This window comes from Micromonospora sp. NPDC023737, from assembly GCF_040639715.1.
GTDB lineage: Bacteria > Actinomycetota > Actinomycetes > Mycobacteriales > Micromonosporaceae > Micromonospora.
In genome coordinates, this window is the sequence record NZ_JBFAAL010000003.1 from 307,208 (window position 1) to 327,561 (window position 20,354).

At 70.9% G+C, this 20,354-nt stretch carries 20 protein-coding genes; 14 read left to right on the top strand and 6 right to left on the bottom strand.

What is annotated here, in order from left to right; genetic code table 11:
* Positions 1–108: 108 nt before the first annotated feature.
* Positions 109–780, bottom strand: coding sequence for a hypothetical protein (locus AB0F98_RS10240; RefSeq protein ID WP_357731753.1), 672 nt, complete (start codon positions 778–780; stop codon positions 109–111).
* Between the two features lie 40 nt (positions 781–820).
* Positions 821–1,414: an NAD(P)H-dependent oxidoreductase gene (locus AB0F98_RS10245; protein ID WP_357731756.1), complete on the bottom strand. Its 594-nt coding sequence runs from the start codon at positions 1,412–1,414 to the stop codon at positions 821–823.
* Positions 1,415–1,515: 101 nt separating this feature from the next.
* Here AB0F98_RS10245 and soxR point away from each other — a divergent pair, with 101 nt between their 5' ends.
* From soxR to AB0F98_RS10315, 14 genes are all read left to right on the top strand, one after another.
* On the top strand, positions 1,516–1,974 hold the full coding sequence (gene soxR / locus AB0F98_RS10250; protein ID WP_357731759.1) for a redox-sensitive transcriptional activator SoxR: 459 nt from the start codon (positions 1,516–1,518) through the stop codon (positions 1,972–1,974).
* Positions 1,975–2,115: 141 nt separating this feature from the next.
* The gene (clpB, locus tag AB0F98_RS10255) at positions 2,116–4,707 is read left to right on the top strand and encodes an ATP-dependent chaperone ClpB (protein ID WP_357731763.1); all 2,592 of its coding nucleotides are present in this window, start codon (positions 2,116–2,118) and stop codon (positions 4,705–4,707) included.
* Positions 4,708–4,854: 147 nt separating this feature from the next.
* Entirely contained in the window at positions 4,855–5,229 is a 375-nt protein-coding gene (locus AB0F98_RS10260) for a hypothetical protein (RefSeq protein ID WP_357731767.1), read from the top strand.
* 124 nt (positions 5,230–5,353) lie between these two features.
* Positions 5,354–5,989, top strand: a complete 636-nt coding sequence (locus tag AB0F98_RS10265; protein ID WP_357731771.1) for a DUF4178 domain-containing protein — start codon at positions 5,354–5,356, stop codon at positions 5,987–5,989.
* Positions 5,990–6,496: a DUF2617 family protein gene (locus tag AB0F98_RS10270; RefSeq protein WP_357731774.1), complete on the top strand. Its 507-nt coding sequence runs from the start codon at positions 5,990–5,992 to the stop codon at positions 6,494–6,496.
* The gene (locus tag AB0F98_RS10275) at positions 6,493–6,918 is read left to right on the top strand and encodes a DUF4247 domain-containing protein (RefSeq protein WP_357731777.1); all 426 of its coding nucleotides are present in this window, start codon (positions 6,493–6,495) and stop codon (positions 6,916–6,918) included. The genes AB0F98_RS10270 and AB0F98_RS10275 overlap by 4 nt, the downstream gene beginning before the upstream one ends.
* Before the next feature lie 34 nt (positions 6,919–6,952).
* The gene (locus tag AB0F98_RS10280; RefSeq protein ID WP_357731780.1) at positions 6,953–7,375 is read left to right on the top strand and encodes a DUF350 domain-containing protein; all 423 of its coding nucleotides are present in this window, start codon (positions 6,953–6,955) and stop codon (positions 7,373–7,375) included.
* The gene (locus tag AB0F98_RS10285; protein ID WP_357731783.1) at positions 7,375–8,163 is read left to right on the top strand and encodes a hypothetical protein; all 789 of its coding nucleotides are present in this window, start codon (positions 7,375–7,377) and stop codon (positions 8,161–8,163) included. Before AB0F98_RS10280 ends, AB0F98_RS10285 begins: the two co-directional genes overlap by 1 nt.
* Positions 8,160–9,728 carry a polyamine aminopropyltransferase gene (locus AB0F98_RS10290; RefSeq protein WP_357731786.1) on the top strand — a complete coding sequence of 523 codons (1,569 nt, stop codon included), beginning with the start codon at positions 8,160–8,162 and terminating at the stop codon, positions 9,726–9,728. Before AB0F98_RS10285 ends, AB0F98_RS10290 begins: the two co-directional genes overlap by 4 nt.
* Before the next feature lie 108 nt (positions 9,729–9,836).
* Positions 9,837–10,670 carry a hypothetical protein gene (locus AB0F98_RS10295; RefSeq protein WP_357731788.1) on the top strand — a complete coding sequence of 278 codons (834 nt, stop codon included), beginning with the start codon at positions 9,837–9,839 and terminating at the stop codon, positions 10,668–10,670.
* Positions 10,671–10,795: 125 nt separating this feature from the next.
* Positions 10,796–11,374 (top strand): hypothetical protein, encoded by a 579-nt coding sequence (locus AB0F98_RS10300; RefSeq protein ID WP_357732460.1) that lies wholly within the window; start codon positions 10,796–10,798, stop codon positions 11,372–11,374.
* 10 nt (positions 11,375–11,384) lie between these two features.
* Entirely contained in the window at positions 11,385–12,194 is an 810-nt protein-coding gene (locus tag AB0F98_RS10305) for an SDR family oxidoreductase (RefSeq protein WP_357731791.1), read from the top strand.
* Between the two features lie 167 nt (positions 12,195–12,361).
* On the top strand, positions 12,362–12,901 hold the full coding sequence (gene pyrE / locus AB0F98_RS10310; protein ID WP_076468716.1) for an orotate phosphoribosyltransferase: 540 nt from the start codon (positions 12,362–12,364) through the stop codon (positions 12,899–12,901).
* 57 nt (positions 12,902–12,958) lie between these two features.
* The gene (locus AB0F98_RS10315) at positions 12,959–13,336 is read left to right on the top strand and encodes a metalloregulator ArsR/SmtB family transcription factor (RefSeq protein ID WP_091081602.1); all 378 of its coding nucleotides are present in this window, start codon (positions 12,959–12,961) and stop codon (positions 13,334–13,336) included.
* A gap of 58 nt (positions 13,337–13,394) precedes the next feature.
* On the opposite strand, the gene AB0F98_RS10320 is transcribed toward AB0F98_RS10315, so the two are convergent.
* The 4 genes from AB0F98_RS10320 to AB0F98_RS10335 all read right to left on the bottom strand — a co-directional run bounded on the left by AB0F98_RS10320 (position 13,395) and on the right by AB0F98_RS10335 (position 20,064).
* Positions 13,395–14,108, bottom strand: a complete 714-nt coding sequence (locus AB0F98_RS10320; RefSeq protein WP_357731796.1) for a VTT domain-containing protein — start codon at positions 14,106–14,108, stop codon at positions 13,395–13,397.
* 237 nt (positions 14,109–14,345) lie between these two features.
* On the bottom strand, positions 14,346–16,871 hold the full coding sequence (locus AB0F98_RS10325) for a polynucleotide kinase-phosphatase (RefSeq protein WP_357731799.1): 2,526 nt from the start codon (positions 16,869–16,871) through the stop codon (positions 14,346–14,348).
* Positions 16,868–18,349 (bottom strand): 3' terminal RNA ribose 2'-O-methyltransferase Hen1, encoded by a 1,482-nt coding sequence (locus AB0F98_RS10330; protein ID WP_357731802.1) that lies wholly within the window; start codon positions 18,347–18,349, stop codon positions 16,868–16,870. Before AB0F98_RS10330 ends, AB0F98_RS10325 begins: the two co-directional genes overlap by 4 nt.
* Positions 18,350–18,492: 143 nt before the next feature.
* The gene (locus tag AB0F98_RS10335) at positions 18,493–20,064 is read right to left on the bottom strand and encodes an LPXTG cell wall anchor domain-containing protein (RefSeq protein WP_357731805.1); all 1,572 of its coding nucleotides are present in this window, start codon (positions 20,062–20,064) and stop codon (positions 18,493–18,495) included.
* Positions 20,065–20,354: the final 290 nt, after the last annotated feature.

A 20,354-nucleotide genomic window follows, 5' to 3' on the forward strand; every position in this document is an offset into this window, starting at 1 on the left:
AACGGTACCGTGTGCAGGGCTGTCGATTCCCGTGGCGTTAACGTCGGCCGATGTCCGCACCTGACCGGCACCCCTGACCGGCCGCCCGGGATCGCCCGCCCGGAGCGGTCACCGGCCGGCGGTGCGGTAGCGCTGGTATCGGTGCATGCTGAGCCCGCGGATGCCGGGCAGGCCGTCGAAGATCCCGCGCCGGCCGCCGAACCTGGACCCGGCGATCGCCTCCTGGTGTGCCTCTTCGCTGGTCCACTCCGCGTAGAGGGTCACCCGTGCGCCGTCGAGGCTGAACAGTAGGTGCCCGCCGATGGCGCCTGGGTGCGCGTCTGCCCGGAATGCGGCTATTTTCTCCGCGGCCTGTCGTTGGAGTTCGGGGCCTTCGGTCGCGATGCTGATCAGCGCGACGCAGCCGGGGTGGGGCGCGTCGCCGGACGGGCTGCCCGGCGAGGTGGCGAGCCTGGAGACGATGGCGTCGAGATGTGTGACGCCGGAGTCGTGATCGCCGACCCGGTCCGCGGTGTCCCCTCCGGCGACGTCGGCGACATGCCGCCGGTAGTCCGGTTCACTCGCCCATCGGCTGTAGAACATGACGAGGTGGCCGTCGGTGCTCAGCAGGCAGGTCACCGAGAGGCATCCCTCGGGCCAGGGCAGGCGCCGCCATCGAGCCATTGCGCTGTCGGCGGTGGCGCGCTGGTCGTGGCGATCCGCGACCTGCCAGCGGCTGGTGACCACCACGCCCGGGCCGGAGGGGGCGGTGTCCGTGGATGCGGGAGCGAGCGGTTCCATGTGATCTCCTCTGAACGGTCCGGCTGGAATCGGGGGTTGATCAGCCCAGGTACGGGGCGGTCGCCTTCGCGTCCCGCAGGGCATGGGCCCACCAGGTGAGCTGGTCGAGCAGGCTGTCGGCGGCCCGGTTGCACCCGTCCGGGCTCAGTGGTGACCCGTCGGCGTCGAACTGGCGCCAGGCGTCGTGGAAGCTGACCGTTTCGCGAACGGTCACGGCGTGGAGTTCGGCGAACACGAGGCGAAGGGCCTCGACCGCCCGCAGCCCGCCGCTGATCCCGCCGTAGGAGACGAACCCGACCGGCTTGGCGTGCCACTGCTGGTGATGCCAGTCGATGACGTTCTTTAACGCTGCGGGAAAGCTGTGGTTGTACTCCGGTGTGACCACGACGAAAGCGTCGGCGGCGGAGAGCCGTGGGGTCAGGTTCCGCAGCGCGAGGACCGCTTCCGGTACGGGCGGCGCGCCGAACGCCGGCAGCGTCATCGGCAGGGCGACCGTGGCCAGGTCGATGACGTCGACGGTCAGGTCGTCGCGATCATCGGCCCGACGTGCGAACCAGTTCGCCACGGTCGGGCCGAAGCGGCCCTGGCGAACGCTGCCGATTATGACCGCGAGCTGAAGAGGTTGACGGGTCATGGCGACTCCGGGATCTGTCGGTGAGCGGGTCACGGCTGTGGCCCGGCCAACGCCAAGGCTGGTACCTACACAAATGTGTAGGTCAAGCTACGGTGCTCGGCGTGACGGATTCGGTGCCGACGAGCGCGCAGTTGCTGACCATCGGAGAGCTGTCCAGGCGCAGCGGCGTACCGCACACGGCCTTGCGGTTCTACGAACGGCAGGGACTCATCCACAGTCGGCGGACCGCCGGGAACCAGCGCCGTTACCACCGCGCCACCCTGCGCCGGATCGCGTTCATCCGGGCCTCCCAGCACACCGGTGTGCCGCTGGCGGTCATCGGCGAGGTGCTCGCCCTGCTGCCGGCCGACGCCCCACCGACGAAGGAGTTCTGGGAGCGGGCCTCGGAGTGCTGGAGCAGGGAGATCAACGAACGCATCGCGAGGCTGGAACGGATGCGTGACCGCTTCACCCGGTGCATCGGCTGCGGTTGCCTGTCGTTCGACGAGTGTGCCCTGGTCAATCCCGGTGATGCGCTCGCCGGACGGGGCCCGGGCCCGCATCGTCTGCTCAGGTCCTGAGCCCGACGGGCTCCGCTGCGTGGCGCCGCCCGTGGGCCGACCCACCATCCTGAGTGACGGGAGTCACACCGCCAGGGTTGAGCGGAATAGGCTCAACTCTGGTTGTGTCCTTCCTAGCGGACCTGTCGATCCGGGGGAGTCATGAACACGGAACGTCTCACCACCAAGAGCCGCGAAACCATCACCGGTGCCGTCGCGCTGGCGAATCAGCGCGGTCACGCCACCGTGGAGCCCTGGCACCTGCTGTTGTCGCTGCTGGACACCGAGGGCTCGACCGCTGCCGGCCTGCTGCGCGCCGTCGGGGCCGACCCTGCCGAGCTGCGCTGGACGGCCCAGCGCGCAGTCGACGCCCTGCCGGCCGCGCGCGGTTCCAGCATCGCCGAGCCGACGCTGGCTCGCGAGTTCGTCAACGCCATCGGCGCCGCCGAGCAGATCGCCCGGCCGCTGGGCGACGAGTACACCTCCACCGAGCACCTCCTGGCCGGCCTGGCCCGGGTCGGTGGCGCGGTCGCGAACGCGCTGAAGGCCGTCGGCGCCACCGAGGAGAACCTCGTCGCCGCCTTCCCGACCGTACGGGGCGGGGACCGACGAGTCACCACCGCCGACCCGGAGCAGACCTACCAGGCACTGGCCAAGTACGGCGTCGACCTGACCGCGAGCGCCCGCGAGGGGAAGATCGACCCGGTGATCGGCCGGGACTCCGAGATCCGGCGCGTCATCCAGGTGCTCTCCCGGCGTACGAAGAACAACCCGGTCCTGATCGGCGAGCCCGGCGTGGGTAAGACCGCGATCGTCGAGGGGCTGGCACAGCGGATCGTCGCCGGTGACGTGCCGGAGTCGCTGCGGGACAAGAAGCTCGTCTCGCTCGACCTCGGCGCGATGGTCGCCGGCGCGCAGTACCGCGGGCAGTTCGAGGAGCGGCTGAAGTCGGTGCTCGAGGAGATCAAGAACTCCGACGGGCAGGTCATCACGTTCCTCGACGAGCTGCACACCGTCGTCGGCGCCGGCAAGGGCGAGGGCTCGATGGACGCCGGCAACATGCTCAAGCCGATGCTGGCCCGTGGTGAGCTGCGCATGGTCGGCGCGACCACGCTGGACGAGTACCGCGAGCACATCGAGAAGGACCCGGCGCTGGAGCGGCGGTTCCAGCCGGTGCTGGTCGGTGAGCCGACCATCGAGGACACCATCGGCATCCTGCGCGGGCTCAAGGAGCGCTACGAGGTGCACCACGGCGTACGGATCACCGATGCCGCGCTGGTCGCCGCCGCGACCCTCTCCGACCGCTACATCACCGACCGGTTCCTGCCGGACAAGGCGATCGACCTGGTCGACGAGTCGGCGTCGCGGCTCCGGATGGAGATCGACTCCCGCCCGGTCGAGGTGGACGAGATCGAGCGGGCGGTCCGGCGGCTGGAGATCGAGGAGATGGCGCTGGCCAAGGAGCCGGACGACGCCTCCGCCGAGCGGCTGGAGCGGTTGCGCCGCGAGCTGGCCGACAAGCGCGAACAGCTGACCGCGCTCTCCGACCGCTGGAAGCTGGAGAAGGGCCACATCACCAAGCTGTCGACCGCCAAGGAAGAGCTGGAGCGGCTGGGCGGCGAGGCCGAGCGGGCCGAGCGCGACGGCGAGCTGGAGCGCGCTGCCGAGCTGCGGTACGGCCGGATTCCGGCGCTGCGGGCCGAGCTGAAGCAGGCCGAGGAGGAGCTGGCTCGACTCCAGGCGGACGGCGCGATGCTCAAGGAGGAGGTCGGCGCGGACGACATCGCGGCCGTGGTCGCCTCCTGGACGGGCATCCCGGCCGGCCGGCTGCTGGAGGGCGAGACGGCCAAGCTGCTGCGGATGGAGGACTCGCTCGGCGCGCGGGTGGTCGGCCAGCGTGAGGCGGTCGGTGCGGTCTCCGACGCGGTACGCCGGGCGCGGGCCGGCGTCGCCGACCCGGACCGGCCCACCGGTAGCTTCCTCTTCCTCGGGCCGACCGGTGTCGGCAAGACCGAGCTGGCCAAGGCGCTCGCCGAGTTCCTCTTCGACGACGAGCGGGCCATGGTTCGCATCGACATGAGCGAGTACGGCGAGAAGCACTCCGTCGCCCGCCTGGTCGGTGCCCCGCCCGGGTACGTCGGTTACGAGGAGGGCGGCCAGCTCACCGAGGCGGTGCGCCGCCGGCCGTACTCGGTGATCCTGCTCGACGAGGTGGAGAAGGCACACCCGGACGTCTTCGACATCCTGCTCCAGGTGCTCGACGACGGCCGGCTCACCGACGGCCAGGGCCGTACGGTCGACTTCCGCAACACGATCCTGATCCTCACGTCCAACCTCGGGTCGTCGGTGGTCAGCGATCTGACGCTCGTGGAGGAGCAGCGTCGGGAAGGCGTCCTGGCGGTGGTGCGCTCACACTTCAAGCCGGAGTTCCTCAACCGGCTCGACGACGTGGTGGTCTTCGCCGCGCTGCGCGGGGAGGATCTGCGATCCATCGTGGACATCCAGCTGGTCCGGCTGCGGAACCGTCTCGCCGACCGCCGGTTGGCGCTGGACATCACCGACGACGCTCGCGGCTGGCTGGCCGAGCACGGCTACGACCCGATCTACGGGGCCCGCCCGCTGCGTCGCCTGGTCCAGACGGCGATCGGTGACCAACTCGCCAAGGCCCTGCTGGCCGGTCAGATCCGCGACGGCCAGACGGTCAAGGTCGACCTGACCCCCACCGAGGACGCGCTGACCGTGACCCCGGCCTAACGCCCACCGCGCACCCTGATCCCGATGAGTCGATCATGAGGTTGACGGCGGCTTCGATCTTCTGGAGCCTCGTCAACCTCATGATCGTCGGCGGGGGGCGAGCCTTCGGGGTGGGTGAGCGGGCGCGGGTGGGGTAAGGGTGAGGGTGTGGATGAAGTGGAGGGTGGCGACGCGATCGGGGATGCCGTCGAGGAATTGGCACGGGCGGACACGCTCGCCTTCGGCGGGGTCGGGTTCGCGGGGACGTTGCTGCCGGTGACCGAGGCGTACGGGAGGGTCGAGAGCGCCCTGGTCGAGCAGACCGAGACCGTACGCGAGCAGCTCGATCGGCTGCTGACGTACGGCTCGCCGGCCGGCCGGGCCTACGCGGCGACGTTGCTGGAGCGGGTCGACCCGCCGGCCGCGCGGGCGGCGTGGACCGCGATGCGTGACGATCCGGGCGAGTTCAACACGTTCAGCGGCTGTGTCATGGGCCGCTCCTCGCTGGGCGAGTACGCCGCGAGCCGCCTCGCCGAGGCGTGAACCTCCGAGACCGGAGGGTGCCCGGCGGACATCGAGTGACTGGGTGCTCACTCGACCTGCATCACGTTCAGTTCGGTGCACGGGGTTGTTACCGTTCGCGCCGACGTACCGGGGAGGGTGGTCGGTGAACGGGTCCGTGGCGTGGCTGGTGACGGCGGTGGGCTGCTTGATCGGGGCGGCCGGAGTGGTGATCGCCGTCGTGGCGCTGCGTCGGTCCCGGAGCCGGCCACCCGAAGCCGTACCGACCGATCCGCTCCGGGATCACGACGCCGATGTGCTGCGCGGTGACCCCCGCCGGTTGCGCCCCGGCGACATCGTCGAGATCCGTCAGGTTTCCTACCTGGTGCGGGGCACGATCCGTCTCGTCGAGGGCGGCTGGAGCTGGGTCGAGCACCTGCTCGACGACGCGCAGGGCGTACGGCGCTGGCTCTCCGTCGAGGAGGATCCGGAGCTGGAACTGGTGCTCTGGACCGCCGAGATCGGCGCCACCGTCACCCCCGGCGCACCGATCATCGACTTCGCCGGAGGGCGGTACAGCTGGAAAGAGTCCGGGCAGGCCCGGTTCACGGCCACCGGCACCACCGGCCTCGACCCCGCCGGCAGCATGCGGTACCACGACTACCAGGCGCCGGGCGGGGCACGGCTCTCCTTCGAGGCCTACGGGGAAGCGGGCTGGGAGGTGGCGCGCGGCGAACTCCTGCACCGTACCGAGGTGATGATCTATCCGCAGGCCGGCGAGGACCGGAGCGGGGAGCACTGAGTGCTGGTCACCCTGGACGCCCCGTACGTCGACACCAGCGCGGCCGACCTCAGCCTGGCCCGCGACGACGTGGAGCGGCCCGCGCTGCACGTACTCGACCTCGTCCTGCCCGGGCCGATCCGACTCGAGCTGCGGCTGCTCGGAGCCTCGCACCAGGTGGTGCTGCGTTCGGGCGACAGCAGGCTGACCGAGACGGTGGCCTGCCTGCCCGGGCGACCACCCGAACTGCCGGCCACGGTGCTCGACGAGGCGACCGGCTACCGGTTCGTCGCGACGGTGCTCCGGCCGCCCGGCTCCGGTCTTCGTGACCGGGTCGCCGCGCTCCGCGCGGAGTTGGCCGCCGACACACTCGCCCTGGTCGGTGTCTTTCCCGGTGACCCGGACGCGGTGACCGCCCTCGCGGTCCGGTCCGGGTTGCCCGACGGCACGGTGGCGTGGCGGACCTGGCACGCCTATCCACAGACCAACGAACTGGTTCTGACCGAGACGGTGGTGGCGCTGCGATGACGTACCGACGGTGGTTCGTGGTGGGTGTGGCCTTCGCGGTCATCGGCGCGCTCGTCGCCGCCTTCGCCATCTTCTACGGCAGCTTCTCCCCACGCGGCTACGTGGAGGACCACTACAAGCGCGACGCCGGCCGGGACATCGGTCGGGAGGCGGTCGCCTACACCTCGGCCGGTACGCCCAGCCGGGTGGCGAAGGAGATCACCGACGCGTGGCAGCCGGCTGATCAGTACGTCGACGGCAGCGGGGTCTACCTGCGCTACGACGACGACTCGGTGGTGATCCTGCCGGCCGCCACCGGCTCGGTGATCATGTTGGAGAACCTCCGGACCGCCTACCCGCGCTACCACTCCACGGTCGGCTCGTACTGGGGCTGGGGGCGTGGCAGCACGGTCCGGGGCGGCGGCCCCGGCGCCGGGAAGTAGCGGTCGACCCAGTCCCCTCACCCCTGGAGCCCCCGTGCAGACCCTCGTCACCGATCTCCTGGTCACCCTCGCCTACGGGGTGGTCGGGGTGCTGTTGATGGGCATCGGCTATGCCCTGGTCGACATCGCGACCCCCGGTCGGCTCAAGGAGCTGATCTGGGTCGACCGCAACCGCAACGCCGCCCTGCTGCTCGCCTCGAACCTGGTCGGGGTCGGCATCATCGTGGTCGCCGCGATCGCCGCCAGCGAGGACGACTTCGCGCTCGGGATCATCGGCACGGCCGCGTACGGAATCCTGGGGCTGGTCATCATGGCGGCCGCGTTCCTGCTGCTCGACGCCCTCACGCCGGGCCGACTCGGGCAGATCCTGGTCGAGCCCGAGCCACACCCGGCGGTCTGGGTCTCCGCGGTCGTCCACCTGGCCACCGGCGCGGTCATCGCTGCCGCGATCAGCTGATGACGGGCGGACGACCGGCCTCGCAGCCGCACAAGGGAGGGGCGGCGAAGAAGACCGGGTGGAAGATCGCCGCGGGGTTCGGTGTCGTGGTCGTGCTGGCGGGCAGTTGCGTCGCCGGTGTGCTGAGCGGGGACGACGGGCTCGCCGTCTCCCCGCCGACCGCCACCGAGCGGACCGACACCGTGCCGATTCTCCAGCAGGCCGCCGCCGCGCAGGGGATCTGCTACGGCTGGACGCTTCAGACCGGCAGCGAGGTGGTCAGCGCCGGCTCCAACCTCGGCGAAGGGGTGGCCGTCGAGGGCGACCCACGGTGTCCGCGCTGGGTCCGGGTCGTCGCGGACGTCACCTACGTGTCGGAGAGCAGCGAGTCGAACGACTACGCGTACGTGACGGTCGAGGGCTCGACCGACCTGGACCAGAGCCACCTGCTGGCCGTCGACGCCGGGCTCGAACGGTTCGGGCTCACCGAGGACGCGTTCCTCGACGAGCCGGGCTGGGCGGTGACCCGGGCCGCCGTCAGCCTTCCGCTGCTGCTCGCCGAGGCGGGCGGAGCCGTTCCGGTGCCGGCTGCCACGACCACTCCGGCCGGGCCGCCACCACCGTTGCCCGCCGCGGGCAACGACCTGTGGCGGGACCGCTGGGGCTACCTGCTCGCCGCCGCCGGGATGCTGCTGCTGACCGTACTGCTGGTCACCGTCGGTCTGGTGCAGCGGCGTCGCGAGCGCCGGGAGGCGGCACCGCCGGCCACCGCGGGCGCGGCGTCCGGACGTACGACGGGGGATCGGTGAGCACCGGCGCGGCGCAGCCTCCCCGGCGGCGGGTGGCCCGCGCGGCGGTGCTCGCCGCGGTCTTCGTCTGTGCCGCCTGCGGCCTGGTGTACGAGCTGGCGCTGGTGGCGCTCGGCAGTTACCTGATCGGGGACAGCGTCGGCCAGGCATCGATCGTGCTCGGCGTGATGGTCTTCGCGATGGGGGTCGGCGCGCTCGCCGCCAAGCCGTTGCAGCCCCGGGCCGCTGCGGCGTTCGCCGCGATCGAGCTGGCCCTCGCGTTGCTCGGCGGCCTATCCGTCCTCGGCCTGTACGCGGCGTTCGCCTGGCTGGACCTCTACGGGCCGGCGCTCGTCGGCACCGCGTTCCTGCTCGGCCTCCTGATCGGCGCGGAGATCCCGCTGCTCATGGTGCTGCTGCAACGGATCAGGAAGCAGGCCGCAGGCAGCGCGGTGGCCGACCTGTTCGCCGCCGACTACGTAGGCGCGCTGCTCGGCGGGCTCGCCTTCCCGTTCCTGCTGCTGCCGGTCTTCGGCCAGCTCAAGGGGGCGATCGTGGTCGGAGCGGTCAACGCGGTGGCCGGGCTCGTCCTGGTCGGCACGGTCTTCCGCGGCGAACTGACCCCCCGGTCGCGGGTCGCGCTCGGAGCCGGCGCCACGGTGGTCGCCCTCTGCCTCGGGTACGCCTGGGTGACCGCGCACGACTTCGAGGTGACCGCGCGCCAGCAGCTCTACCGCGATCCCGTGGTGCACGCCGAGCGCAGCCGCTACCAGGAGATCGTGCTGACCCGGTCCGTACGAGAGGTCGGCCACGCCGACAGCGACCTGCGGTTGTACCTCAACGGAGACCTCCAGTTCAGCTCGGTGGACGAGTACCGGTACCACGAGGCGCTCGTGCATCCGGTGCTGAACGGCCCACGCGCGGAGGTGTTGGTGCTCGGGGCCGGCGACGGCCTCGCCGTACGGGAGTTGCTGCGCTACCCCGACGTCCGGCGCATCACGGTCGTCGACCTCGACCCGGCGGTGGTGGCGCTGGCGCGTACCGAGCCGCAACTGCGGCGGCTGAACGGGGACGCGTTCGACGATCCGCGGGTCCACGTGGTGAACGCGGACGCCTTCGGGTGGCTGCGGGGCAATCGTCAACGGTTCGACGCCGTGGTCGCGGATCTGCCCGACCCGGACGAGACCGCCACCGCGAAGCTCTACACCGTCGAGTTCTACGCGCTGATCCGTGCCGTGCTCGCCGAACACGGCAGGCTGGTGGTGCAGGCCGGGTCTCCGTACTTCGCGCCCCGGTCGTACTGGTCGATCGAGGCGTCGGTACGGGAGGCCGGCTTCGCCACCGTGCCGTACCACGTGGACGTGCCTTCCTTCGGCGACTGGGGTTTCCTGCTGGCCGCGCCCGGTGCCGTGCCGCCCGCGCTGGCGTTGCCCGCCGACGTGCCGAACCTGCGTTTCCTGAACTCGGCGACCCTGGCGGCGGCGGCCACCTTCCCTGCCGATCGCGGTCGCATCGTGGTGCCGGCGTCGACCCTGCTGCAACCCCGGGTCCTCGAGTACGCCCGGACGGAGTGGCGCGGCTACTGATCCGCGCATTCCCGCAGTGCCACCTCGGGCGCCTCGCCGCGGGCGTCGCGGCCTGCCGGGCTGGCCGATTGCCGATACGGTGTGGGCGCGATCTAGGGAAGGAGCATCGTGGTCGATTCCCCCAGCACGCCGGCCCGGTCACGGCCGGGTGTGGTGACGATTTCCAGCTATCTGCTGATCCTCTTCGCCGTCCTCCAGCTCGTCGGTCTCATCATCACGCTGTCCACCATCGGCACCATCCGGGACGTGATGCGGGACGCGTACGCCAGCACCGACCCCGACATGGCCGACGCGGTCAGTGGCATCACCTACGCGGTCGGCATCGGCGGCGCGATCTTCGCCCTGCTCCTCGCGGCCGGCCTGGTCGTGCTGGCGTTGCTCAACAACCGGGGCAAGAACGGTTCCCGGATCACCACCTGGGTTCTCGGCGGCATCATGGTCTGCTGCACCGGTGGCAACCTTGCCGGCGGTGCCGCGGGCGGCTTCACCGGTGGTGCCACCAGTGGCGCCAGTGGCAACGCACCGAGCCCGGACGAGATCCAACGGCAGGTCGACGCGGCGCTGCCCGGCTGGTTCGCTCCGCTGAGCACCGCTATCTCGTTGATCGCTGTGCTCGCGCTGCTCGCCGCGCTGATCCTGCTCGCGCTGCCCAAGGCGAACGAGTTCTTCCGCAAGCCGCAGCCCGCCTGGGAGCCGCCGACGCCCGGCGCCGCCTACCCGGGTTATCCGCAGGGTCCGGGCCAGCCGGGTTATCCGCAGGTTCCGGGTTACCCGGGCTACCCGCAGGGTCCGGGCCAGCCGGGTTACCCGTCCTCCGGCGACCCCTCCTACCCGCCGATTCCGGGTCAGCCGCCGGCCGGTCAGCCGCCGACGTTCGGCCAGCCCGGGGACCAGCCGCCCTCGTCGGACCGGCCCGGCCCGACCCCACCGCCGATGAGTTGACGATCGGAGAACGGCCACGCTGACGGATCCCTCCGATAGGTTGCAGTCGACGTCTATCGGAGGGATCAGTCGTGTCGTACCCGTATCCGGTGCCGACCCGCCGTCCCGCCGCGGTCACGCTGGCGATGGCTGCGTTGCTGCTGATGGCGGTCGTCGCCCTCGCGTACGCCGTGGCCGGGCTGCTGGTGATCGGCGGCACCGTCGACCGGTTCCGCTCCGCCGCGAGCGGCGCCCCCGCCGACCAGATCGACGGCACGGTCGCGCTGTTGCACGCCTCCGCCGTGGTCTCCGCCGTGGTCAGCCTGCTGGCCGGCGTGCTTCTCGCCGGTCTGGCGGTCGGTGTGGCTGGTGGACGCGCCGGCGCCCGGGTGACGGTCTGGGTCGTCAGCGGGATCGGTGCGCTCTGCGGCTGTTGTGGCCTCGCGCTGTTCGTCGGCCAGCGGTCGGTGCCGTTGCAGTTGGACGCTCAGGATCAGACGAACGCCGATCTGTTCGGTCTGATCGCCGATGCCTACCCGTCATGGTGGATCCCTCTGGGCGAAGGGCTTTCGGTCGGCCAAACACTCGGTTACCTTGTGGTAGCCGTGCTGCTGGCCCTGCCGGCGGCGAACGCGTGGTTCCGGCGTCGATCCGCGCCGGCCGCACCACCCGGGCCCCCACCCGCCCCGCACCAGCCAGCATCGATCCTGCCGCCGTACAGCTGAGGACCCCCCCGTGACGTCCCACTCTGCGCATACCGAGCAGCGGGCCCTGGTGACCGGTGCGACGGCCGGCATCGGTGCGGCGTTCGCCCGCCGGCTGGCGGCCGAGGGTTGGCATCTGGTGCTGGTCGCCCGCGACGTCGACCGCCTCGCCGACGTGGCCGCCGAACTGAGGGAGCGCCACGGGCGCGACGTCGAGATCATCTCGACCGATCTGTCCACGGACGACGGTTGTGCCGTCGTTGAGGGGCGGCTCGCCGCCGACGCCCCGATCGATCTGCTGGTCAACAATGCCGGGATCAGCCTCAACAAGCCTTTCCTGCGTTCCTCGGCGGAGGACGAGGCCCGGTTGCTGCGCCTCAACGTGCACGCGGTGATGCGCCTGACCCTCGCCGCGTTGCGACCGATGACCGAGCGGCGGCGCGGGGCAGTGATAAATGTCTCTTCGGTTGCAGGTTTCGGCGCTGTCATGCCCGGTTCGACGTACTCGGCCAGCAAGGCGTGGGTCACCAACTTCAGCGAGTCCGTCGGACAGTCGGCGCGGCCGTTCGGCGTACGCGTGATGGCGCTCTGCCCCGGCTACACGCGTACCGAGTTCCATCAGCGGGCCGGCATCAACATGTCCAAGACGCCGGACTGGATGTGGCTGCAAGCCGACGACGTGGTCGACGAAGCCTTGCGTGACCTGCGGAAAGGCAAGCTGGTCAGCGTTCCGGCGTGGAGATACAAGCTCGCCGTCGCCGGTCTTCGGCACGCGCCGCGGCGCTTGCTGCACGCGGTCTCCCGGGACACCCGGGGCCGGCTCGGCCGCGACGTGAGCTGATCCGTCGCGCGGGACCGGCACCGCCCGGATCTCGTTCGGTAGGTGGCGATCGGATCGCGCTTCGTCGCGCAGAGTAGTCGTATATCGCCATGCATCGGTCGCCCGAGCGATGGATACCGGTGGACCCCAGACGCGGCTCACAGACTTGAGCAGTACCCTCTATCGCCATGGGGGACCACGACGACCTGCGTAAATTCATCACCGATCTGGCCGTGGTGCACGGCAAGGTGGTGCTCTCCTCCGGCATCGAGGCGGACTGGTACGTCGATCTGCGACGTGTCACGCTCCATAACCAGGCGGCACCTTTGGTCGGTCGAGTGATGCTCGACCTCACCGCCGACTGGGAGTACGACGCGGTCGGCGGCCTGACCCTGGGTGCCGATCCGATCGCCGTCTCGATGCTGCACGCCTCTGCTCCGACCGATCGGCCTCTGGACGCCTTCGTGGTGCGTAAGGCCGGCAAGGCGCACGGGCTGCAGCGACGGATCGAGGGACCGGATGTCGCCGGTCGTCGAGTACTCGCGGTCGAGGACACATCGACGACGGGGTCGAGTGTGCTGACCGCGGTGGAAGCGCTACGCGAGGCCGGGGCCGAGGTCATCGGTGTGGCGGTTATTGTTGATCGAGGTGCCGGCGACGCGGTGCGAGCCGCCGGACTGCCTTATCGGGCGGCCTATACGTTGGCTGACCTCGGCCTTGTGGCGTAAAAGTCTGCCGATTCGGATCTGCTGATATGCAGGCGGATCGATGCTGCTGGTGGAAGGATGGAAAACGTGGGAACTGCGTTGGCTGAAATGACTATGCCTCAGATCTCGCCGCTCGCCGGCGAGCCGATCGAACGTGCCGATGCCGAGCGTCTCGCCGGGGTCCTCAAGGCCCTCGCCGACCCTGCCCGGCTGCGGCTGCTGAGCCTGATCCAGTCGGCTCCTGAGGGCGAGGCGTGCGTCTGTGACCTGACCGCGCCGCTCGGCCTCTCGCAGCCGACGGTCAGCCACCACCTGCGCATCCTCACCGAGGCCGGCTTGCTGGAGCGGGAGAAGCGCGGTGTGTGGGCCTACTACCGGCTGGTGCCGTCGGCGATCGCCACGATCGCCGATCTGCTGACCCCGCCGCGCAAGCGGGCCACCAAGAAGGCCCGCTGACCCGTACCGATCGTCCGGTGCCCTCCCCGAACAGGGACGGCGCCGGACGGCCGGACGGTCAGTGCTTGCCGTAGTGCTGCCGGGTCTCCCGAATCGCCTCCTCAGCGGCGGCCCGTTCCGCAGCGCTGGCACCCCGCTTGGCCGCGATCCGTGCCCGGAGCAATTCGATGGCGATCGGAATCACCGAGATCGCGACGATCGCGATCAGGATGAGTTCGATGTTCTCCTTCACGAACGGGATCTGGCCGAGGAAGTAGCCGAGCACCGTCACACCGCTGCCCCAGAGCACCCCGCCGATCACGTTGTAGGTCACGAACGTGCGGTAGTTCATCCCACTGACACCGGCCACGATCGGCGTGAACGTCCGCACGATCGGCACGAAGCGGGCCAGCACGATGGAGCGGGCACCGTACTTCTCGAAGAACTCGTGCGCCTTCAGCACGTTCTCCTGCTTGAACAACCGGGAGTTGGGCCGCCGGAAGAGCGATGGCCCCACCTTCCGGCCGAACGCGTACCCCACCTGGTCACCGGCGATCGCCGCGATCGTGACCAGTAGGCAGACCAGCCACAGCGGGTAGGTGATGTATTGCCCGTCCGCCGTCAGCAGGCCCGCCGTGAAGAGCAGCGAGTCGCCCGGCAGGAAGAAGCCGATCAGCAGACCCGACTCGGCGAAGACGATGGCCAGGATGCCGAGCAGCCCGAACGTCGAGATCAACCACTCCGGGTCGAGCCAGTCAGGGCCCAGGGCCAGGGTGGTGGTGGGCGTCGGCACGAGCGACCTCCGATCCAACGGTGGGGGCGTTCAGTCGCCGGCGGCGACGGCACGTCCGTAGTCTAGGTGGCCGTCCGAGACGCCCGGTGCTCGACGTCACACCTGTGTCGCCTGTCGCAGCCCGCCGTCCGGGTCCGTCGCGTGCCGCTCGGAACCGTTCGCCCGGCCAGCGCCGGCATCCGTCCGGGCCACCTCCAGCACCCGCCCGGCCGGCGGAGGCACCGGCCGGGCCGAGACCTACAGCCGTGGGTCGACCGGCTCGGACTCGCAGGCGAGGATCGCGAACACCAGCGCGTGCCGACGCCACAGCGGCACGCCGTCGGCAAGCCCGTCCAGCGCCGCCAGGCCCAGGCCGTGCTCGCGCAGCGCCAACCCGCGCTTGCGGCCGAGGGAGCGCTGGCGCAGGACCCTCAGCTGCTCCGGCTCGTCGTAGCCCGGACCGTAGACGATCCGGAGATACTCCCGCCCCCGGCACTTGATCCCAGGCTGGAGCAGCGATCCCCGCTCACTGCGGGCGGCCGGACCCGCGTACGGCTTGACGACCATCCCCTCGCCACCCGCCGCGGTGAGCGCCAGCCACCAGTCCGTGGCGGCGGCGACCGACGCCTCGTCGGCGAGGTGGACCACCTGTCGCCGCGTCGGCGTGAAGAACTCCGGATCGGCGGCGCAGAGCCGGTCGGCCAGGTCGAGGTGCCAACCGTGATCCCGGTCGGCGTAACTGGTCCCGGAGCCGGCGAGCACGGCGAACGGTGCCAGGGTCACCCCGCGCAGCCCCTCGGTCGGCCGGACGTACGCCCGGTAGGCGGCGCTGTAGGCGCGTACCTCGTCGTGCCGGCGGGCCATCCGGTCGCGCAGCTCGCCGACCGGCAGCCCCCGGGCGGCGGCGGAGTCGAGCGCCTCCCGCACCGCCGGCAGGGCCGCGCGGCCGGCGGCGCCGACCCCGGCGTACTGCTCACGGATCAGGCCGCCCGCCTTGGCCGACCACGGCAGCAGCTCGGTGTCGAGCAGCAGCCAGTCGGTCTCCAGCTCATCCCAGAGCCCGGCCGCGCCGATCGCCCGCCGCACCCGGTCGAGCAGCTCGGTGTCGAGGGGCTCACCGAAGAACGGCCGGCCGGTACGCGTGTGCACCACGCCGCCGCCCGCGCCGAACGGGCCAACCTCCCGATCCCGGCAGACCAGCACCACGGCCCGCGAGCCCATGTGCTTCTCCTCGCAGACCACCCGGTCCACCCCGGCCGCGCGGTAGTCGGCGAACGCTTCCGCCGGGTGCTCGAGGAACCCCTCCTGACGGGACGTCGAGCAGGGCGCCATCGTCGGCGGTAGCCAGGTCAGCCAGCGCGGGTCGACCGCGAACCGGCTCATCACCTCCAGCGCGGCGGCGGCGTTTTCAGCGGGTACGGTCAGCGAACCGTAGCCGTGCTCGATGTGCCGGCGGCCCGCCACGTCGCCCAGCTCCAGCACCTCGTCCGGGCGGGCCGGCGCGGCGGTCAGCGGCCGGGCGGGGGCGTACCACTCCCGCTCGGCGGCGACGGAGACCAGCTCCCGCTCCGGGTAGCGCAGGGCGGTGAGCCGGCCGCCGAAGACGCAGCCGGTGTCGATGCAGATGGTGTTGTTGACCCACTCCGGCTCGGGCGTGGGCGTGTGCCCGTAGACCACCATCGCCGAACCCCGGTAGTCGCGCGCCCACGGGTAGCGGACCGGGAGGCCGTACTCGTCGGTCTCGCCGGTGGTCTCCCCGAACAGGGCGAACGCGCGCACCCGCCCGGACGCCCGGCCCTGGTACTCCTCCTTGAGCCCGGCATGGGCGACCACGAGCCGGCCGCTGTCGAGCACGAAGTGGCTGACCAGCCCGTCGACGAAGCTCGCCACCGCCGACACGAACTCGGGTGACTCCGCCTCCAGCTGGGCCATCGTCTCGGCCAGACCGTGGGTGAGCCGGACGTCGCGGCCGCGCAGCCGGCGCAGCAGCTTCTGCTCGTGGTTGCCGGGTACGCAGATCGCGTGCCCGGCGGCGACCATGCCCATCACCAGACGGAGCACGCCGGGAGAGTCCGGGCCGCGGTCCACCAGGTCGCCGACGAAGACAGCGGTACGCCCCGCCGGGTGCGTGGCGTCGACCGGCCGGCCCTGCTCGTCGCGGTGCAGCCTCCAGCCGAGCCGGACCAGCAGCGACTCCAGTTCGGTGCGGCAGCCGTGCACGTCGCCGACGATGTCGAACGGCCCCGTCAGCTCGCGCCGGTCGTTGAACAGCTTCTCGTACCGGACCTCGGCGGCCTCGATCTCCTCGGGGCCGCGCAGCACGTGCACCTTCCGGAAGCCCTCCCGGGCCAGTTGCCCGTACGTCCGGCGCAGATCCCGCTGCATCCGGGTGAGCACCTGCCGGCCGAGGGTTCGGTCGGCGCGCGCCTCCGTACGCGCCCAGGCCAGCCCCTCGGGCACGTCGAGCACGATCGCGACCGGCAGCACGTCGTGCTCCCGGGCCACCCGGACCAGCCCGGCCCGGGCGTGCGGCTGGAGGTTGGTCGCGTCGACGACGGTGAGCCGGCCGGCGCGCAGCCGCTTGCCGGCGACGTAGTGCAGGGCGTCGAACGCGTCGGCGGAGGCGGACTGGTCGTTCTCGTCGTCCGCCACCATCGCCCGGAACGCGTCCGAGGAGAGCACCTGGCTCGGAAGGAAGTGCCGGCGAGCGAAGGTCGACTTGCCGGAACCGGACACGCCGACGAGAGCCACCAGGGCGAGTTCGGGGATGTCCAGGACAGTCACGACTGTTCCTCCTTCCGGGGCGGGAGTTGCGGCTCCCGGTGGCCCGGGTCCGGCACGTCGATGGTCAGTACGGCCAGCTGGGTGGGGCTGCCCACCTCCGGGTCCTCGTCGCCGACGCCGGCGAGCCGTAGGCGGTAACCGTAGGTGCCGGCCACCCGCTCGGCCCACGCGGTGAACTCGGCGCGGGTCCACTCGAAGCGGTGATCGGCGTGCCGGAACCGGCCCGCCGGCAGCCCGTCGTAGCGGACGTTGTACTCGGCGTTCGGGGTGGTAACCACGACCGTGCCCGGCCGGGCGTGCCCGAACACCACGTCCTCCAGGGCCGGCAGCCGTGGCGGGTCCAGATGCTCGATCACCTCCATGAGCACCGCCGCGTCGTAGCCGCGCAGCCGGTCGTCGCGGTAGGTGAGGGCGGACTGCCACAGGTTGATCCGATTGCGCTGCCGCTCCGGCAGCCGGTCCAACCGCAGCCGTCGGGCGGCCAGCGTCAGCGCGTGACTGGAGACGTCGGTGCCGACGATCTCGGTGTACCGGCGGTCACCGACGAGCGCGGCGAGCAGCGCGCCGGATCCGCAGCCCAGGTCGAGCACCCGGCTCGCACCACTGTCGGTGAGGGCGGCGAGCACGGCCGCACGCCGGTTGGCCGCCAGCGACGGTCGCCCCTGCGCTGCGGTGTCGGGCTCGTCGTCCACGGTGTCGGCGAGCACCGGCTCGTCGGTGAGCCGCTCTTCGGCCAGCTGGGCCAGCGCCTGCCCGGCCAGGGCACGCTGGTGCGCCAGGTAGCGCCGGGTGATCAGCCCCCGTTCCGGGTGGCCGGCCAGCCAGCCGGCGCCGGCGCGGAGCAGCTTCTCCACCTCGTCCGGCGCCACCCAGTAGTGCTTGGCGTCGTCGAGGACGGGGAGCAGCACGTACAGGTGGTTGAGCGCGTCGGCGACCCGCTGGATCCCGCTCAGCCGCAGGTCGACGTACCGGCTGTCACCCCATTCGGGGTACGCCTCGTCGAGCGGGATCGGGGTGGCCTCGACCGTCCAGCCGAGCGGGGCGAAGACCCGGACGGCCACCTCGGCGCCGCCCCGGCACCGCAGCACCGGCACCCGCAGCTCCAAGGGGATCGGGGTCGCCGCCAGCTCCGCGCGTTCCCGGGACTCGCCGCGCAGGGCCGAGCGGAACACCTTCGCCATGGCGGAGGCGAGCAGGCTGGAGGCGGCGTACGGCCGGTCGTTGACGTACTGCCCGAGGTTGAACGTCTCCGGGATGGCCGATGGACCGCCGGGTCCGCGCCGACGGGCTCCCGCCAGCCGCAGCGGATCCACGTCCAGCAGCAGGGCGGCGGTGCAGCGCTGCTCGTCCGCCTCCGGGTAGAACACGTGCGCCGTGCCCACCGGTACGTCGAAGGACTGCGCCCGGTCGGGATGCTTGACCAGCAGGTGCCCGAGGTCGGTCGCCGGCCGGTGCGTGGTGGTCAGGGTGAGCAGCACGCCGACCATGGTGGCAGTCGGATCGATCTTGCGTCGCCCGGTTTTCGCCTGCCCTCCGGTCGCTACCGTCCGCCGTGGCCGCGGGCGGGAACGGCGGTGCCCCGCCGACCGGACGGTCGGCGGGGCACCGGTGGTGTTACGGATCAGGCCACGAAGCGGGTCTTGCGGCGGCGCGCCACCACGAAGCCACCGACACCGGCGGCGAGCAGCAGGGCGCCGATGCCGGCGATCAGTGCGGTGGAATCGCCGGTGATCGGCAGCGAACCGCCGTCACCATCGCCGCCACCCTGGCCGCCGGTCGCGTTCAACAGGATCGTCGCGGTGTCGTTGGCCGGCTTCAGGTCCCGGTAGAAGCCGCCGTCGCACGTGCACGGCACGTTGATCTTCACGGCTCCGGTCGCGTTGGCGATGACCTCGTTGATCCGCAGCGAGAAGTCCAGAGTGGCGGTGTCGCCGGCCTTCAGGAACGACTCGAAGTAGCAGCGGTAGTGGCTCGCCCCTGGCTTGCCCGGCTCGCCGTGCTCGTCACCGTTCATGGGAAGGCAGCTCTGCGGCACGCTGACGGCCTTGGTGCCCTTGGGCACATCGAGGGTCAGGTAGGTGATGGAGCTGCCACCTCGGGTGTAGTCGAGGGTCGCCGGACCGTTGTTGCGTACCCCAACGGTCGCCTTCACCGTGTCGCCGGCTTTCCCGTCGACCTCGGAGCCGAGGGCCTCGAGATCGGTGCTGTTGGTGCCGGTGACCTTCACGCTGAGGCTGGAGTGGTTGTTCTCCGGGTCGGTGTCGGCCTGGAAGCTTCGGCTGGCGGCCTTGTCGTCGGCGATCTCGGTCAACGTCAGTTCGCCGTCGGTGCCGGGTTTGCCGATGGTCGCGCCCTCGTTGTCCAGGTAGGCCTGATAGTCCTCGAACTCGGCCGGGGTCATCCAGACGATCTCGCCGTACTTCAGGCCGGGCGCGAAGGTGTCCTTACCGAGGGTGTAGGGAAGTGACGCGCTGAAGCTTGTAGCCGCAGGCAGCTCGCTGTCGAACTGGCAGGAGCGCATCTGGTCGCCGACATACGTGCAGTTGCTGTAGTGCTTCGCGGCGTTCAGGCCGTAGTCGTTGAAGAAGATGACCACGGCACCCTTGACGGTCGTCTCGCCTCTGTTGGTGACCTTCAACGGGGCGGTGAAGTTCTTGCCAGGGGCCAAGGAGAAGTTGGCTTCCGGGCCAGCGGCGAGGTCGACCCCCTCGCCGATCCGGACGGTCGACTCGTGAGTGACCGCGTCGATGCCGGCCGCGCTGACCGTCGTCTTGAGCTTTCCGCTGTCACCGTCCTTCGCCTCGTCGGTGGGCTTGATCTGAACAGGAAAGATCCCGGCCAGACCCCACTCGTCGACGTTCTCCTCCCACATCGCGGTGCAGAGCAGGACCCCGTCCGAAGGGCTCTTGCATTCGTCGAAGGTGTCTTTGTGCGCGGTGAGATCGATCGTGCCGACAAGGTCGGTGAAGTCGTAACGAACGGTCAGGTCGTGCAGTACCACGGGAGCCGAAGCGGAGATGATGCCTTCTTCGACCTTGCCCGCGGTGCCGGAGGCGACAGTGCTGTCGTTGAAGTACCAGCCGAGCTTGACGTCGGGCTTCTCGGCGGCGACGGCCGGGGTGGCGGAGGCGGCGACGAACGCGCCTGCGACGCCCAACGCGGCCAGCCGGCGCCGGGTGAAGTGGTTGAACATGTTCGGGGTTCCCTCGTTCCGGGGGCTGAAGATGCAGCCAGCGCATCTTAAGGAATCGTTAAGGTTCTGCGCTGCCCCAGGTCAGCCGCCGCCCATGAACATCAGCCGAACGGCCGGTCTAGATCACCCCAATGTTCCGTCCGCCCGTAACCCGCGATCGGGAGCAGGAGCCCGTGTGCGACCCGCCCGAACGGTGCCTACATCGGAGGCCCAAGGCGCAGCTGCTGACCGTGGAGGAGCGGGTCGCCGGGCGGTCGACGACCGGCCTCGGCCGGTGTGAACTCATCCCG

Bases quoted from the DNA above. Each gene is read 5' to 3' on its own strand.
- AB0F98_RS10315 (WP_091081602.1), top strand. From the start codon at position 12,959: ATGGAAAACGTGGGAACTGCGTTGGCTGAAATGACTATGCCTCAGATC.
- AB0F98_RS10285 (WP_357731783.1), top strand. From the start codon at position 7,375: ATGACGGGCGGACGACCGGCCTCGCAGCCGCACAAGGGAGGGGCGGCG.
- AB0F98_RS10245 (WP_357731756.1), bottom strand. From the start codon at position 1,414: ATGACCCGTCAACCTCTTCAGCTCGCGGTCATAATCGGCAGCGTTCGC.
- clpB (WP_357731763.1), top strand. From the start codon at position 2,116: ATGAACACGGAACGTCTCACCACCAAGAGCCGCGAAACCATCACCGGT.
- AB0F98_RS10275 (WP_357731777.1), top strand. From the start codon at position 6,493: ATGACGTACCGACGGTGGTTCGTGGTGGGTGTGGCCTTCGCGGTCATC.
- pyrE (WP_076468716.1), top strand. From the start codon at position 12,362: ATGGGGGACCACGACGACCTGCGTAAATTCATCACCGATCTGGCCGTG.
- AB0F98_RS10300 (WP_357732460.1), top strand. From the start codon at position 10,796: ATGGCTGCGTTGCTGCTGATGGCGGTCGTCGCCCTCGCGTACGCCGTG.
- AB0F98_RS10240 (WP_357731753.1), bottom strand. From the start codon at position 780: ATGGAACCGCTCGCTCCCGCATCCACGGACACCGCCCCCTCCGGCCCG.
- AB0F98_RS10335 (WP_357731805.1), bottom strand. From the start codon at position 20,064: ATGTTCAACCACTTCACCCGGCGCCGGCTGGCCGCGTTGGGCGTCGCA.